General features: G+C 46.7%; 9 protein-coding genes and 4 pseudogenes. 4 read left to right on the top strand and 9 right to left on the bottom strand.

Features of this window, described 5'->3' with window-relative positions; all coding sequences use genetic code 11:
- The first annotated feature begins 44 nt into the window (after window positions 1-44).
- The 3 genes from H7R39_RS09020 to H7R39_RS09030 are packed head-to-tail and all read left to right on the top strand — an operon-like array spanning window position 45 to window position 2,117.
- On the top strand, window positions 45-290 hold the full coding sequence (locus H7R39_RS09020) for a hypothetical protein (protein ID WP_002944746.1): 246 nt from the start codon (window positions 45-47) through the stop codon (window positions 288-290).
- Entirely contained in the window at window positions 290-952 is a 663-nt protein-coding gene (locus H7R39_RS09025) for a response regulator transcription factor (protein WP_185898917.1), read from the top strand. Before H7R39_RS09020 ends, H7R39_RS09025 begins: the two co-directional genes overlap by 1 nt.
- Window positions 945-2,117 (top strand): sensor histidine kinase, encoded by a 1,173-nt coding sequence (locus H7R39_RS09030; RefSeq protein WP_185898918.1) that lies wholly within the window; start codon window positions 945-947, stop codon window positions 2,115-2,117. Before H7R39_RS09025 ends, H7R39_RS09030 begins: the two co-directional genes overlap by 8 nt.
- Window positions 2,118-2,224: 107 nt before the next feature.
- Here the strand turns inward: H7R39_RS09030 and H7R39_RS09035 are convergent, their stop codons facing one another.
- Window positions 2,225-4,873 (bottom strand): bifunctional aconitate hydratase 2/2-methylisocitrate dehydratase, encoded by a 2,649-nt coding sequence (locus H7R39_RS09035; RefSeq protein ID WP_185898919.1) that lies wholly within the window; start codon window positions 4,871-4,873, stop codon window positions 2,225-2,227.
- An 86-nt stretch (window positions 4,874-4,959) separates the two neighbouring features.
- On the opposite strand from H7R39_RS09035, the gene H7R39_RS09040 reads away from it, so the two are divergent.
- On the top strand, window positions 4,960-5,421 hold the full coding sequence (locus tag H7R39_RS09040) for a methylated-DNA--[protein]-cysteine S-methyltransferase (RefSeq protein WP_185898920.1): 462 nt from the start codon (window positions 4,960-4,962) through the stop codon (window positions 5,419-5,421).
- 156 nt (window positions 5,422-5,577) lie between these two features.
- Here the strand turns inward: H7R39_RS09040 and H7R39_RS09045 are convergent, their stop codons facing one another.
- The 8 genes and pseudogenes from H7R39_RS09045 to H7R39_RS09070 form a co-directional block, all read right to left on the bottom strand.
- Window positions 5,578-6,006: an EamA family transporter gene (locus H7R39_RS09045; protein ID WP_185898921.1), complete on the bottom strand. Its 429-nt coding sequence runs from the start codon at window positions 6,004-6,006 to the stop codon at window positions 5,578-5,580.
- Between the two features lie 191 nt (window positions 6,007-6,197).
- Window positions 6,198-6,569, bottom strand: a pseudogene (locus tag H7R39_RS11640) (methyl-accepting chemotaxis protein); the annotation flags it as partial.
- Window positions 6,570-7,376: 807 nt separating this feature from the next.
- Window positions 7,377-8,150 (bottom strand): annotated as a pseudogene (locus H7R39_RS11645) (cache domain-containing protein); the annotation flags it as partial.
- Between the two features lie 189 nt (window positions 8,151-8,339).
- Window positions 8,340-8,741: pseudogene (locus H7R39_RS11650) on the bottom strand (methyl-accepting chemotaxis protein); the annotation flags it as partial.
- An 837-nt stretch (window positions 8,742-9,578) separates the two neighbouring features.
- Window positions 9,579-10,310: pseudogene (locus H7R39_RS11655) on the bottom strand (cache domain-containing protein); the annotation flags it as partial.
- Between the two features lie 335 nt (window positions 10,311-10,645).
- On the bottom strand, window positions 10,646-13,165 hold the full coding sequence (locus H7R39_RS09060) for a molybdopterin guanine dinucleotide-containing S/N-oxide reductase (RefSeq protein WP_185898924.1): 2,520 nt from the start codon (window positions 13,163-13,165) through the stop codon (window positions 10,646-10,648).
- Between the two features lie 10 nt (window positions 13,166-13,175).
- Complete coding sequence (locus H7R39_RS09065; RefSeq protein ID WP_228724769.1) at window positions 13,176-13,760, bottom strand: cytochrome C; 585 nt, start codon at window positions 13,758-13,760, stop codon at window positions 13,176-13,178.
- Between the two features lie 243 nt (window positions 13,761-14,003).
- Window positions 14,004-16,562: a molybdopterin-dependent oxidoreductase gene (locus H7R39_RS09070; RefSeq protein ID WP_185898925.1), complete on the bottom strand. Its 2,559-nt coding sequence runs from the start codon at window positions 16,560-16,562 to the stop codon at window positions 14,004-14,006.
- Window positions 16,563-16,832 lie beyond the last annotated feature (270 nt).

A 16,832-nucleotide genomic window follows, 5' to 3' on the forward strand; every position in this document is an offset into this window, starting at 1 on the left:
TTCTTGGCTAAACTTCCATCATAAATTTTCTTAAAGGAGATGCTATGAAAAAGTTAGCTTTAGTTGCGCTTAGCGCGTTGTTCGTTACAGGTTCTATCTTTGCCGCCGAGATGAAAGGCGATATGATGGAGAAAAAAGATACCATGATGGAAAAGAAGGACGCCATGATGGAGAAAAAAGACGATATGATGATAAAAAAGGACGAAATGAAGGGCGACATGAAAGAGATGAAAGACGATATGGGTAAAAAGAAAGACGATATGAAAGATATGAAAAAGGATAAGATGTAATGACGCAAATTTTGCTCGTAGAGGACGATGAGACGCTAAGCGAACTCATCAGCGAGTATCTGAGCGAACAAGGCTACGACGTGACCGTTCGCGCCGATGCTAAAGCAGCCCTCGATACCGCCTACGAGCGAAATTTTGATATCCTCATCCTCGACGTCAAGCTACCTAAAGGCGACGGTTTCTCCCTTTTGCGCGAACTTAGGCGGCTTGGCGACGACACGCCTGCGATCTTTACCACCTCGCTAAACGCGCTACAAGACCTAGAGATCGGCTACAAAAGCGGCTGCGACGACTACTTAAAAAAGCCCTACGAGCTAAAAGAGCTTTTGCTTCGTATTCAAATTTTACTCAAGCGCAAATTTTCTCACGTAAATGACGAATTTATCGAGCTTAATGGTGGATATAAATTTTATCCAAGCTCCAAAACGCTCCGGCAAAACGGGCAAATCGTAAACCTCTCAAACAAAGAAAGCGAACTTTTGGCGCTATTTTTGGAAAATAAAAACGCGCTACTGAGCAAAGAGACGATATTTGAGAAAATTTGGAACTACGGCGAGGAGCCAAGCGAGCTGAGCCTGCGGGTTTACGTCAAAAACTTACGCCGCATTTTAGGCAAGGACGCGATCATAAATAGGCGCGGAGACGGCTATATTTATGTCTGAGCGCTCCGCCGTTATAGCTAAAATCCTCTCGCTTTATCTCATCACTAGCACCATATTTTTGGGGTATTTTTTTACAAACGACTATAAAATGAAAAAGGAAGCCCTCATCTCAAACGAGGTAAAAAATCTAAAAGAGATCAAGATGGGTATCTACATGAAAGCGCGCATGTCCGGGCTTGGCGCAGTAAAAAGCTTTACCGCCGAAAAAGACGTCAAAGCCTGCATCGTAGCTAAAAGCGGTCAAATTTTATACGGCGAGGCGGGCTGCGCTAAATTTGACGACGCCCAGAGTAGCACGGTCGTATCGGACGGCAAGGTAACGATATTTGAGGCTTTGCAAAATATGGACGAAGATGGCGCCGACGAGCTATCGACGGCAAAAATCGCGCTAAGCGGCAAGGACGTCACGAGCGAGCTAAATTTGCTGCGACTGCGTACGGCGCTAAATTTGCTTATCGTTTTAGGCGTTATCATGATAATCGCCTTTTATCTAGCAAAGACCGCGCTAGCGCCGCTACACGCCAAGATCGCCGCGCTAAATCGCTTTATAAAAGACTCTACTCACGAGATAAACGCGCCCCTTAGCGTCATACTTATGAGCATCGAAACGGCAGATAAAAGTAGCCTAAGCCAGAGAAATCTAAAGCGCCTAAACAACATCCAAACCGCCGCCAAAACGCTAAGCCGTACCTATGAGGACCTCACGTATTTATCCTTTGGTGCCGAGCGCTGCGCACCAAAAGAGGAGCTAAATTTGAGAGACATTTTAAACGAGCGGCTCGAATTTTTTGCTCCGTTTTTTGCTAAACGAGGGCTTGATTTAAGGCTAAATTTAAAAGACGCTCTCATAAATGCAAACGGCTATGAGCTAAAACGTGCGGTGGATAACCTACTAAGCAACGCCGTAAAATACGCAAACCAAGGCGGCTACGTCGCGGTTAGTTTGCAAGACGGCGAGCTAAAAATCTCAAATAGCGGCGAGGGGCTAAGCAAAGAGCAGCAAGATAAAATTTTCGAGCGATACACGCGGTTTAACGAAGACCAAGGCGGTTTTGGCATCGGGCTAAATTTAGTCAAAAGAGCCTGCGAAAACAACGCTATATCCGTAGCCTGCGAAAGCGAACTAGGCAAAGAAACTACCTTTACGCTTAGGTGGACTCATTAAATTTGACGATTTTAAGGATGCATATTTGGCTAGATAAAATTTGCGAAAAAGCCGGCCGCAAAACAGCCTAGCTTTAGCCGCAAATTTTACCCGAGTAACCAAATTTGCTAAATTTTAAAATTTTCTATCTCGTTAAAATTTAGATACCGATAGATCTGTGCCTCTTTGCCCGCAAGCTTTTGGGGCACTATGCTCATGTATTCGCTCACGCTAGGCAGCCTGCCTAATACGGCGCAAACTGCCGCTAGCTCGGCGCTGCCTAGATACACGCGCGCGCCCATGCCCATACGGTTATCAAAATTTCTCGTCGAGGTCGAAAACACGGTTGCGCCGTCGTTTACGCGGGCTTGGTTACCCATGCAAAGCGAGCATCCAGGCACCTCCGTGCGAGCGCCTACCGCGCGGAAGATATCGTAGTAGCCCTCCTTTTCGAGCAGAGCCTGATCCATCTTGGTAGGCGGCGCGATCCAAAGGCGAGTCGGCAGCGCCCCAAGTCCCCGCAGAGCTTCGCCGAGCGCTCGGTAGTGGCCGATATTTGTCATGCAGCTACCCACAAATACCTCGTCAATCTTGTGCGGGCGCGAGCTATCGGCTAGCACTTCGCTCAGAGTCGCGACGTCGTCGGGGTCGTTCGGGCAGGCTAGGATGGGCTCTTTTATCTCGTCCAAATTTATCTCGATCACCTCGGCGTAGCGCGCGTTTTTGTCGGCTCGCAGCAGCTCGGGCGCCGCTAGCCACTCGCGCATTTTCGCCGCACGGCGCTCCAGGCTCGCCCTGCTCTCATACCCGGCCTCTATCATCGCCTCGATGAGAGCGACGTTTGAGCGGACATATTCAGCGACGCTCTGCTGGCTCAAATTTACTGCGCAGGCCGCCGCAGAGCGCTCCGCAGAGGCGTCGCTTAGCTCAAAGGCCTGCTCGACTTTTAGATTTTCCAGCCCCTCGATCTCTAAAATTTTACCGGCAAATACGTTTTTCTTGCCCTTCTTTTCGACCGTGAGCAGTCCACGCTTGATCGCGTAGTACGGGATCGCATTTACCAGATCGCGCAGCGTCACGCCCTTTTGTAGCCGCCCGCTAAATCGCACGAGCACAGAGCCTGGCATATTTAGCGGCATAGCCCCGGACACCGCCGCAAACGCCACCAGTCCGCTACCCGCAGGGAAGCTCACGCCGATAGGAAACCGCGTATGAGAGTCACCGCCAGTGCCCACGGTATCGGGCAGCACCATGCGGTTTAGCCACGAGTGTATGACGCCGTCGCCCGGCCTTAGGCTCACTCCGCCGCGCGAGCTCATAAATTTAGGCAGCGTCCTTTGCGTCTCGAGGTCGCTGGGCTTTGGATACGCCGCCGTGTGACAAAAGCTCTGCAGCACGAAATCAGCTGAAAATCCAAGACTTGCCAGCTCCTTGATCTCGTCGCGCGTCATCGGCCCGGTGGTGTCCTGCGAGCCTACGGTTAGAGTCGCCGGTTCGCAGTATTGCCCGGCTCTGATACCCTGCACGCCGCAGGCCTTGCCCACGATCTTTTGAGCTAGCGTGTAGCCCTCGCTCTCGTCCGCTTGCGGCTGCGCGGGCTTCGCAAATATATCCTCCGCGCCTAAATTTAGCGCGGCTCTGGCCTTACCGCAAAGCGAGCGGCCGATGATGAGTGGTATGCGTCCGCCGGCTCTGATCTCGTCAAATATCGTGTTTGGCGCAAGCGTAAAACGAGCAACCGGCTCGCCTTTGGGCTTAGCATTTTCGTTTAAATTTTCAAATTTAGCTTCGTCGTAAATTTGAACCGCATCAAATTTACCCTCGGCGCTCAAATTTACCCGCCCGACGCGGAAGATCTCGCCCGCATACGGGTAGATATCCACGACGTCGCCCGTTTCTAGCGCGCTTGAGTCGGCTACTATAGGTAGCGCGCCGCTATCCTCGGCAGTGTTAAAAAATATCGGCGCGATCGCCGTTCCTATCACGATACCGCCCGTTTTTTTGTTCGGCACGCCCTCTATCTTGCGCCCGAGGTGCCACTGGATGGAGTTTATGCCGCTCTTTCGGCTACTGCCCGTACCCACGACATCGCCAGCGTAGACGACTTCTAGCCCGCCTTTTTTAAGTTCGCGGATCATTTCTAGACTACCCGGCTGACGCTTAACTAGCATCGCGTTTGCGTGCAGCGGGATATCGGAGCGCGTGTAGGCCTCGCTAGCCGGGCTTAGATCGTCGGTGTTGGTTTCGCCGGCGACCTTAAAGATCGCCGCCCTGATACGCCTAGGCAGGCTCTCGCGCGCCCTAAACCACTCAGCCTCCGCCCATGAGCGCAGAACTTCTAGCGCAAATTTATTGGTTTTTGCAAGCTGCGCTACGTCGTTAAAATAATCATGTACGAAAATCGTCTCTTTTAGTACGTTACAGGCGGCCTGGGCTACGGCCTCATCGCCGTTTTTTAGGCTTTCAAGCAGCACGATGACGCTGTATCCGCCAAGCATCGGTCGCAGCAAATTTACGGCGGCGATTTTATCAAGACCGCTTATCTCAAGTCCATGATTTATAATCTCGTTTAAGAACTCCGCCTTTACCTTCGCCGCGTCGTCTACGCCCGGATTTACGCGATTTGCGAGTAAATTTATAAGCTCGCTCCGCCTATCTCCGCCTTGTTTTAAAAGCTTGCAAACCTCCTTCGTCTGCTTCTCGTTTAGCGGTAGCGGCGGCACGCCTAGGGCCTCGCGCTCTTTTACGTGTTTTTCGTACTGCGTGAAAAAGTCCATCGTTTATCCTTATTAAAATTTACGTAATTTTAGCAAAACAAAGCGAAATTTGGCTAAATTTAAGCACTTGATTTTAAGGAATTACGATGCAAAAAGCGTATTTTAACTCGCCTGTGGGCGTTTTGGAAATTTGCGGCGACGAGAGCGGAGTTTGCGAGATAAATTTCGTGCGCGAATTCGTCCGCGCGGACGTAACGGACGTAAATTTAAAGCTCTGTTTAAGCGAGCTTGAGGGTTATTTTAAAGGCGAGCTTAAAACCTTTAAAACAAGACTAAATATCGGCGGCACGGCGTTTCAAAGGTGCGTTTACGAAAATCTGCAAAAGATCGCTTACGGGCAGCGCGTAACGTACGCCCAGCTGGCAGCGATGACGGGGCGGCCGAGAGCGTTTCGCGCGGCAGGCTCGGCAAACGCAAAAAACAAAATCCCCATCATCGTGCCCTGCCACAGAGTCATAGCCTCAAACGGCCTTGGCGGATACAGCGGCGGCGAAGGGCTGGCGACTAAAATTTGGCTTTTGGAGCACGAAGCTAAATTTAAGGAATAAATTTGATAGCTTGTATTTTTGCGGTTGAAATTTGACAATGTACATATCAAATTTGTGATTGGTGGGCACAAATTTGACGCGAAATTTTGCTAGCAAACCGCGATTTTATGCTCGCCAAATTTGGTAAATTTAACTCAAATAAAATTTACGCGTAAACTATCTATTTGCAAAAACCAGCGTAAACACGCCGCTAGCGATCAGCGCGATACCGATCCACTCTCTGACGCTCGGGCGTTCATCCAAAAACATAACCGCAAAAATGACGACCAAAACGACGCTAAGCTTATCTATCGGAGCTACCTGCGACGCGGAGCCTATCTGAAGCGCTTTAAAATACGCCAACCACGACGCGCCGGTAGCCAGTCCGCTAAGCGTCAAAAATAGCCAGTTTAGCGCACTTAGCTCGCCAAGGGGCTGCCACTTTTTAGCATATGTGAGAAACAAAATTAGAGCCGCTGCGATAACTAGAGTCCTGATAAAAGTCGCAAAATTTGAGTCTATACCCTCAAGCCCGACCTTGGCGAAAATCGCCGTAAGCGCGGCAAAAACCGCCGAAGCCAGCGCCCATAAAGCCCACTCTTGCATGATTTATCCTTTGCGAAATTATAGTCAAATTTTACGGCAAATTTAGCTCAAAAGGGTACAAATTTAAAATAAAAAAATAAGAGAAAGCTGCAAAGCGGTTAATTTTACTAACGCTTCGCAGCCAAAATAAAAGGAGTCAAATCAAAACGGCAAGCCAAATTTATCCAAACCCGCCGTTTTGATGGAGTTAATTAAAATTTCTTTTTCCTAACGTCTTCTACGATAGCTTTTGCCATGTCGTCCACTTCGCTAGTTACCCTGCTCGTGGCGTTGGCTATATTGACGTTTTGCTTGGTGAGCTCATCGACCTGGGCGATGCTTTGATTTATCATGTTGATAGCTTCGCTTTGCTCTTTGATGTTTTCGCTCATCTCGTTGATTCCTTGAGCTAGGACGTTTGTGTTGGCTTCGATTTCGCCGAGCGATTTTTGAGTGCGCTCAGCTAGCTTTCTAACCTCGTCGGCCACGACGGCAAAACCGCGTCCATGCTCGCCTGCGCGCGCTGCCTCGATAGCTGCATTTAGAGCTAGTAAATTCGTCTGATCGGCGATGTCGCGGATGATAACGATGATATGCTTGATCTCGTCGCTTTGTCTGATGACGTCGACGGTTTTTTGACTGATGGCGTTCATCGAGCTGCTCATCTGCTCTACGGCCGCGGCGCTTTCTTGGAGAGAATTTGACTGCGTGCTAGCGCCCTGAGCCACTTGCTTCATAGACTCGTATAGCATGTGGACTTTTTCTTCTAAAGTTTGAGCTTTTTCTAGGTTAAACGCGAGCATGCCGGCTATCTCTTCGCCAAGTTCGTTCGTCACGAGCTCGACGTCGCCTTTGGCGTCTGCGATCCTTGACGTGAAATCAGATTTTCTAAAGTCGTTAAAAGCTTTTTGGATCACGTTTAGATCGCTACCGACTTTGTGCTCTAAAACGTCTAGCATTTTATTTAAAACGTCTTTTAGCTCGACTAGTTTCGGGTTGGCCGGGTTGTCGGTTATCCTAGCTCTTAAATTTCCGTTTTCTATCTGTTTTGCAGCCTCTACAGACTGAGATACCGCTCTAGCGTCTTGGCTGGCGTTATCGCAAATTTTAGCTATATTATCGTTTATTAGCTTGCTCATTACGCCAAATTCGTCTTTTGTGTTTACTTTTGAAACGACGGGCTCTTTTGTCTCGAAATTTAAAAATTTAAAGAAGCTGATCAAAGCGCCAGTGATCGTATTGATCGGGCTAAGCGATCTTTTGAGCAAGAAATGTACGATCGCCGATAAGACGAATATAAATATAGCGGCCAAGATAAGCTGAATCTTTAAGATAGGCAAGGTATGCGAGGTAAAGATATTTTGATCCATCGCCGTTACAGCAAGCCAGCCTTTATCGTTTAGCTCCAGCATATAGGCGTAAACGTCCTCGTTTTTATTGTTTTTATACGCTACCAGTCCGTTTTCGTCAAATTTCTTTTCTTGGTATTGCTTGATGAGGCTTTTGGCTATATCATGAGGTTTGCCGACTAGATCTTTGTCTGGGTGTATGATGATATTGCCGTTTTGATCGACGACGAAAGCGTAGCTATATGCGGTTTTGCTGATTTGAGATATATTATCGCTTAGCGCCTCGATAGATGCGTCTATGCCGGCCACTCCGACGTTTTTGATAGGCGCGGCAAATGTTATAACCATCGCGTTTAACGAAGCGGCCATATATGGATCGGTATACGTCGGTCTGCCTTCGGCTTTAGCTTGTTTGTACCAACCTCTCACCCTCGGATCGTATCCTGCTTTGTTTTGGCCGTTTGATCTAAACATAGCCCCGTCCTCATATCCGGCATAAATGAGAGATATTTCTTTTCCGGATACGGCTTTTGCCTGAGATAAAGCGAAATTTATACCGTCCGCGTTTCTTTCGCCGTCGCTTTTTTCGCCTATTTTAGCTAGACTCTCGGCCATCTTTTCTATGGCGTATTGATTGCTCTCAAAAAAGTTAGTCAACATGACTTTAACGTCTTTTAAAATTTGCTTTTGAGTTTGAATCACTAGGTCTACGGTTTTGTCGTGAGCCGTATTGTAACTAGCTAAAGATATCGCAGAAAACGATATAAAAAGTGCCAAGATGAGCATCAACGATATTTTGTTTGCAATTGAGCGCATTTACTTTCCCTTTATTAAAAGTTTAATACGCGATTTTATAACTTTTTGTATTAAATGTTACTAATCCCAGAATAGTAAATTAACTATTAAATAATAATTTAAGGTTTTGATTTTTTTATTTTGTTGCGGTTAAATTAGTAATAAAATTCAAATTTAGGAGCTAGGGCTCCCAAATTTGATGTTAAAAAATTAAAATCTATTTTTTCTCACGTCTGCGACGATATTTTTAGCCATATCGTCGATCTGTGAGGTGATCTCGTTTGTGGTATCGACGATGCCGATATTTTGTTTCGTGATATCGTCGATCTGACTTACGCTTTGATTTATCATATTTATGCCTTCGCTTTGCTCTCTGATGCTCTCGCTCATCTCGTTGATACTTTGAGCCAGTACGTTTGCGTTAGCTTCGATTTCGCCGAGGCTCTTTTGAGTGCGTTCGGCTAGCTTTCTAACCTCATCGGCTACGACGGCAAAGCCCCTACCGTGCTCGCCCGCGCGAGCCGCCTCGATAGCTGCGTTTAGAGCTAGCAAATTCGTCTGATCGGCGATATCTCGGATGATCACGATGATGTTTTTGATCTCTTCGCTTTGTCTCATGACGTCACCTGTTTTTTGACTGATGGCATTCATTGAGCTGCTCATCTGCTCGATCGCGGCCGCACTCTCGTCGATCGCGCTTGCTTGTTTGCTTGCGCCTTGCGTTAGCTCCCTCATGGAGTCAGCGAGTACTTTTGCTTTCTCTTCGAGACTTTGAGCTTCGCTTAGATTTTCTCTTAGCATGCTGCATACCGCATCGCCTGCGCTTTGCAGTCCCAGCATCATATCGCGCAGGTCGCTTTCGATGTCGTCTTTTATATCCACGCGGGATGTATAGTCGTTTTTATTGTATGCGTTTAGCACCGCGGCGATATCTTTTAAATTTGACGAGATAGAGGCAAAGAAGCGATTTAGTAGCTCTTTTAGCTCGACTAGCGCAGGGTTGTTAGGCGTCTGGGCGATCTTGGCGCCGAGATTTCCTCTGATCATCTTGTTTGCTACGCCGTTTAGCTCGTCGATCATCGCGCTATCTTTTTTGATACCGTCGATGACCTTGTCGATATTTTCGTTTATGGCGTAGCTCATTAGTCCAAATTCGTCTTTTGTAGTAACTTTTAGTTTGTCAGGAGCTTTTTGCGTCTCATAAGTGATAAATTTAAACGTATCGTCAAGCTTTTCTTGGATAGTTTTTATCGGGCTTAGCGATTTTTTAAGCAGTACGTAAACAAATAGCGAAAGCGCGATGATAAACACAGTAGCAAGCACAAGCTGAGCTTTTAAAAGCGGCAAAGTGTTGCTAGAAAAGGTATTTGCTCCGATAGCTGCGACTGCAAACCAACCCTGATCGTTGATAGGTATGAGCTTGGCCGTTACATTTTCGCCTTTGTAGTTGGTGTATGGGATCAGGCCGTTTTCGTCAAATTTCTTTTCCGCGTATTGTTTTGAAAGATATAGCGTAGACTCGACTGCTTTACCGACGTTGTCTGGATTTGAGTGGATTAGCATGACGCCGTCTTTATTCATCACGTAAACGTAACCGTATTCGGTTTTGCCCATATCTAAAATTTTCTTGCTTAGAGCGTCGATCTGGATATCAAAGCCGATGACGCCCATAAATTTACCGTTTTTTGTAACCGGAGCGGCAAAACTAACAACCAGTCCGTTATATGTAGCAGGCTTGTAAGGCTCGGTATAGATAGCTCCGTTTTTAGCTTTTGCGTCCATGTACCAGCCACGTTTGCGAGGGTCGTAGTTGTCTTTTTCAGGAGTTAGTCTAGTGTCGTCGGATTGAAAAAAATATCCGTCGTCTTCGCGACCGAAAAATACAAACGAAATCAAAGAATTTGCATTATATTTTTGAAATTTCAGCTGCGCCATATACGCGTCGCCGTCGTTATCGGTATTGCCCACGGCAGCAGCGATTTTGTTCGCAACCTCCATGTAGTCGTGAAAAAACGAATCCGTGACCGCGTCGACGTCTTTTAAAATTTGAGCCTGATTTTGGCTAACGAGCTGAACGACCTTGTTCTCGGCCGTATAATAACTAACCGCCGAAATAGCAGCAAACGAAACGATCAGCGCGACGATGAGCATCAACGCGATCTTATTCGTGATAGAACGCATTTTCTCTCCTTATATTTTTTCTTAAAATTAAAAAATTATTCTACTACTTTCAAAGTTAAATAAAATTGAAATTTAGCATAAACTTAGCTTTAAAAGCAAAATTTGATCCAAATTTATACAAGTCTGCGAATGAAAATATAAAAATTCCGTTTATAGTGGAAAAACGAGGTAAAAAAGGAATAAATTCGTATGAAGAAACGGTATAAATTTAATCCAAATTTGTACCGCTCCGAGTTAAATTTAACGACTGAATTTTAAACGCTTCGCCGAGTCAAATTTAACCCGGCGAGGTTTTATCAAATTTAAGCCGCAGATTTTAGTTCGCGGCCTCAAATTTAAGCGAATTTCGGATCGCTAAATGCCGTTAGCTCAGGCTCCTTACCCGTAAATTTCTCGATATTTACGAGCGCGGTGTGAGCGATATTTCCGTTTGCCAACTTAGAACTTGGTATATCTATAGTAAGCACATTCGGGCAACCGTTTTTGCACATACCGTTTTCGTCCGGATCATACCATGCTCCCTCGTTTAGCTTAACTATACCTTCGCCAAAATCGTCCGTCAGTATCGCGCCGGCCAATACCTCTCCGCGTTTATTAAAAACCCTGACTATATCGCCGTCATTTATACCTTTTTTTTGAGCGTCTTTTTTATTTATCCATATCGGCTCGCGGTTTGCTACGGCGTAATTGTCGCGTATGCTGGCATAGTTAAGCTGTGAATGCAAGCGATCGGCCGGATGAGAGCTTACCATATGAAATTCCGCCGGTTTATCTTTCATACCGAGCCACTCTGCAGGCTCAAACCACGCAGGATGCCCCATGCAATCATCGTAATGCATATTAGCCACTACGTCAGAATAAATTTCTATTAGCCCGGACGGCGTTCCTAAGACGTTTAGTATAGGGTCTTCTCTAAATTTAGCATACCTTACGTATTCGTCGCTTTCCGGAGTGGAGCTAAAAATAACGGGCTTATTCTCAGCCCAAAATTCATCAAAAGGCTTCATGTCGACTGTTAAATCTGGAATGGCCTTTACTTGTTCGTAGGCTGAGTTGTAAAATTCTTTAATCCAATCCATCTCGCTCTTGCCGCCTTGCGTATATTCTTCGTAAAGTCCGTCTGCATAAGCTTTACAAAGGTCGCTAAATACCTGATAGTCGTCTTTTGCCTCATAAAGCTTTTCTATGGCTTGTTTCATAGGTACTATGTGCATGTTTGAGTATTCGCCGCTCATAACGATATCATTGCGCTCAAACGACGTCGTTATAGGAAAAACGATATCGGCCATCTTCGCAGTCGGCGTCCAGTAAATTTCATTTACCACTACGGTTCTAGGCTTTCTCCATGCTTTTACTAGCATATTCAAGTCTTGGTGGTGAGTTAGAGGATTGCCTCCGGCCCAATATATAAACTGCGTATCGGCATAAGTTATCTTTTTACCGTTATGATCTATAACTTTACCGGGATTTAATAGCATCTCTGCGATTCTTGGAGCAGGGAAGTTATGTTTCTTGGCCTTTTGTTCCCACTCTTGCGAGGCATCGGTTTTTTGCGTTCCTATAAAATTACCGTTTTCGTCGAAATTTCCCCTTTTGCCTTTATTTATTCCGGTTATTACGCCGCCTTTACAGGTAGGTACGCCGCCGTTTGCGTAGTGATAGCTATATCCGAAACCGCCGCCGGGAAGTCCTATTTGTCCTATCATGCTAGCTAACGCTATGAGCATCCAGTGCGGCTGCTCGCCGTGATGGGCGCGCTGCATACTCCAGCCGGAGATAAACATAGTTCGGTTATCTTTAAATTTATCCGCTAGAGCTCTTATGGTATCGGCTGAAATTTTGCAAATTTCGCTCGCCCATTCGGGAGTTTTTGCTATACCGTCGCTTTGACCTAAAAGATAAGGCAAAAATTTATCAAATCCGTAAGTATAGCTCTCTATAAAATCCTTATCGTACTTACCGCTAGTATAAAGATAGTGCGCCATGCCGAGCATCATAGCTACGTCGGTATTAGGACGGATGGGTATGTGGGTACATTTATCGTAATATTTAACAGTTTCGCTTTTTATAGGATCTATGACGACTATCTCTATATCCTTTTGTTTTAACTCTTCAAAATATTTATAACCGAGTTCATCAGTCGTTGTCCAAGCTATTTTTAAAGTTAAAATAGGATTTGCGCCCCAGATGACGACTACTTTTGAGTGCTCAAGCACCACGGGCCAGCTGGTTTGTTGCTCGTAAACCTCGATACTGCCCACGACGTGAGGCATAGTAAAGCTGACCGCGCCCGTAGAATAATTGCCCATCGTTACGATAGCGCCGCCGGTTAAATTCATAAACCTATGAAGCAGTATCGTGGAGCTGTGCATATTTCCGCTAGATTTCCATCCTTGAGAACCTGCGTATATACTCTCGTCGCCATGTTCCTTTCTCGTCTTTTTTAGCTCGCGAGCGACTAGTTTTATCGCATCCTCGTAGCGGACGCGCACCCACTCGTCTTTGCCTCTTAGTTCGGGTTTTGGAGAGTCGGGATTTTCTAGGTAGCTTTTGCGCACCATAGGATATTTTATACGGCTTTTATATACAGAGTCGGGAACCGTGTATTGAAGGGAATTATAAATACCGCTGACTTTTTGATAAGGCTCTGATTTTACTATAACACCGTCTTTAACAGTTATATTTAGCATGCCCCAGTGAGTTGCATTTAAAACGACTCCGTTTTTAACCAGTCCGGAGCTTACGCTTGAAATTTCGGCACCTATTAAATTTGAAAACACGCTAAATTTTGAAATAATCGGCATAGCGCCTAATATAGCGCCATACTTTAGTATATTTCGTCTTTGATTATTCATTTTGTTCTCCTTATTTTACGTCTTCAGAGTGTTTTTGTAGATACTGTATCACGAGCCATTCATCTTTTTTGTCTATCGCGGTTCTGCTAAGCATAGACTGCAAAAGGCTTGGCCACTGATTTGCTTTGGAATGTGAAGGCTCGGGTAAGGCATGACAAATACTGCAGTTTTCATTATAAATTTGCCCTGCCTTTTCAAACATAGCTTCAAGCCCGCCACCAAAGCCTCCCTCTTCCGTATAAACCGATACTTCGACTTTATCCCATTTGCCGCCTTTGCCTTTTTCAAGGAGTCTCGTCTCAATGTTTGCGGTTTTAGAAAACGCAGCGGCTATCACGCGCTGAGAATCGCTGTAATAAATCACGTTTTTCACGTCGGGATTTTGATATCCTCGTATAGCGATTTTGATTCGTTCGCCGCTTTTTTGGACGACCGTAACGGCATTAGTCGGCAATAACCGCCCTATAGCCTTTGCGGATGATGCATCGGCATATAACGACTTTACCGAATCGCTGTAAATTTTTTCGCCGGCCAGAAGAGAACCGATCAAAAACAGCTCGGCAATAACAATGCGACCTAAAAATCTAGTTACCATGTTTCCTCCTTAGCAAAATATTTTTATAAATAAAATATTAAAAAAATAAAGTGCCGTAAGAGTGCTTATGATTTGATCGTAATAAATTTATTTTTTATGCGTTTAGATTGGATTTTTTTATATTTTGCAAAAAAATATTTTAAGAATTTAGCATGTAGTAGTCAAAAAGCCTCGCAGGTCAAATTTGACCAAACGAGGTTGGAGCCGAGATTAAGCCGCAAATTTTACTTCGCGGCTTCAAATTTAAGCGAATTTCGGATCGCTAAACGCCGTTAGTTCAGGCGCCTTACCCGTAAATTTCTCGATATTTACAAGCGCGGTGTGGCTGATGTTGCCGTTTGCTAGCTTGCTAGTCGGGATATCGATAGTTAGTACGTTTGGCGAGCCGTTTTTGCAAAGACCCGCGTCAAATCCGTCGTACCATACGCCTTCAGCGAGCTTAACGACGCCCTCTTTGATATCTTGCGTCACCAATGCACCCGCTAGAACTTCGCCGCGCGCGTTAAATACTCTAACCAAATCGCCCGTTTTGATACCTTTTTTCGCGGCGTCTTTAGGGTGTATCCAGATCGGCTCGCGGTTTGCAATCGCGTAGTTTTTGCGCAGAGAGGTTTGGTTTAGCTGCGAGTGGAGGCGATCGGTCGGATGCGGGCTTAGCATGTGTAGCTCGGCAGGTTTATCTTTCATGCCTAGCCACTCGATCGGCTCAAACCACATCGGATGCGCGCCGCAGTCGTCATAGCCCATTTTCTCGATGGTTTCGGAGTAAATTTCGATTAGGCCGCTTGGCGTTCCTAGAGGATTTAGCACCGGATCCTCTCTAAACTCGCCAAATCTCACCCACGTATCGCTCTCAGGCGTCGAGGCAAAAGTTACCGGCTTATTTTCATTCCAAAACTCCTCAAACGGCTTCATATCGGTTTCAAAATCAGGTATAGCCTTGACCTGCTCGTACGCCGCGCCGTAGTACTCTTTGATCCAGTCAAATTCGTCCTTGCCGTTGTCGGTGTAGGCTACGACTAAATTTTTAGCGTAGGCCTTACAAAGATCGGTGAAAATTTGATAATCGTCGCGCGCTTCGGCGTATTTTTCCACGACTTGCTTCATCGGCACGATGTTCATATTCGAGTAGTCGCCCGTCATCGTGACGTCGTTGCGCTCGTACGCCGTAGTAGTCGGGAATACGATATCAGCCATCTTAGCCGTCGGCGTCCAGTAAGCTTCGTTTACGACTACCGTGCGAGGTTTGCGCCACGCTTCTAGTAGGCGGTTGGTTTCTTGATGGTGGGCGAAAGGATTGCCGCCGACCCAGTAGATAAAGTCGATATCAGGATACGTGATTTTCTTGCCGTTGTGATCGATCACTTTGCCCGGATTTAACAGGGCGTCTGCGATACGAGCGACTGGGAATGCATAGTGAGTCGCCTTTTGTAGCCAGCTTTGACCCGTACCCGCAACCGCCGCAGCTTTAGCTACGAAGCGGCCGTTTGCGTCAAATTCTCCGCTATCGGTGCCGATAAACTCGCCCTCGTCGTTAAATTTACCCACGCTTGCGCTATTTACGCCGCCGATGACCGCGCCTTTGCAAGTCGGAGCGCCGCCGTTTGAGTAGTGGTAGCTAAGGCCAAATCCTCCGCCAGGAAGCCCGATCTGTCCTAGCATCGCCGCTAATGTCACCATCGCCCAGTGCGGCTGCTCGCCGTGATGCGCGCGCTGCATACCCCAACCGCTCATTATCATCGTGCGGTTAGCGGCGAAGGTATCTGCTAGCTCTTTTATGAGGCTTACTTTTAGGCCGCAAATTTTGCTCGCCCACTCTAAATTTTTAGGCGTGCCGTCGGTTTTACCGAGCAGATACGGCAGGAATTTATCAAAGCCGCTCGTATAGGTCTCGATGAAGTTTTTATCGTATTTGCCGCTCTCGTATAGATAGTGCATCATACCTAGCATCATCGCAGTGTCGGTGTTTGGCACCGGAGCGATCCACTGAGCCTTGTCAAAGTACTGCGCCGTATCGCTTCTAATAGGATCTATTATTATGACCTTTATGTCGCTGCGTTTTTTAAGCTCTTCAAAATACTTAAATCCCTGCTCGTCGGTGCTAGTCCACGCTATGCGAAGAGTTGCCATCGGGTTTGCGCCCCAGATGACGACTACTTTTGAGTTTTCTAGTACCACAGGCCAGCTGGTTTGCTGCTCGTAAACCTCGATACTGCCCACGACGTGAGGCATGATGATCTGGCTAGCACCCGTGGAGTAGTCACCTAGCGACCCCACAAATCCGCCACTAAGGTTCATAAATCTATGAAGTAAAATTCGCGAGTTGTGCACGTTGCCGCTTGATTTCCAGCCGTAACTACCCGCAAACACGCCCTCTAGACCCTTTTGTTTTCTAGTCTTTTTTAGCTCTCTAGCCACTAGTTTTATCGCGTCCTCGTAGCGTACGCGTACCCAGCCGTCTTTACCTCTTAGCTCTGGTTTTGGCGAGTCCGGATTTTCTAGGTAGCTTTTGCGCACCATCGGGTATTTTATGCGTGATTTATAGACCATGTCGGCGGTGTAATGTTGCAGCGGATTATACACTTCGCTCGTTTTTTGAAACGGCTCTGATTTTACGATCTTGCCGTCTTTGACGCTAACCTTTAGCATGCCCCAGTGAGCGGCCGTTAGCACCTCGCCGTTACGCACGTTTGCCGTATTTAGCTCGGCGGCGAGTAAATTTGACGCCGTTACGCTAGAAAACAAAGGAGCTGCCGCAAGAGCCGCTCCGCCTTTTAATACATTTCGTCTTTGTAGGTTCATTTTCCTCTCCTATTTTTTACTTCTCGGTCGAACGAAGTCCGACCTCCGATTTGTTTTTACCCATCGCTCGCATCGCCTATGCGATATGCTCCGCTCACTCGCTCCCGTACGGATGCCGAGCAGTCGGCATCCTCTAAAGACGGTCGCTCACCCACCTAAAGTCCCTACTGCGTAGGGTACCCTAAATCAAACTTCTCGGTCGAACGAAGTCCGACCTCCGAGCGGAAGCGCAAGCGCTCCCTGCACCCCTCTGCTTGCAGTTGCGAAGTC

The sequence above is a fragment of the Campylobacter massiliensis genome, from assembly GCF_014253065.1.
Taxonomy (GTDB): domain Bacteria; phylum Campylobacterota; class Campylobacteria; order Campylobacterales; family Campylobacteraceae; genus Campylobacter_A; species Campylobacter_A massiliensis.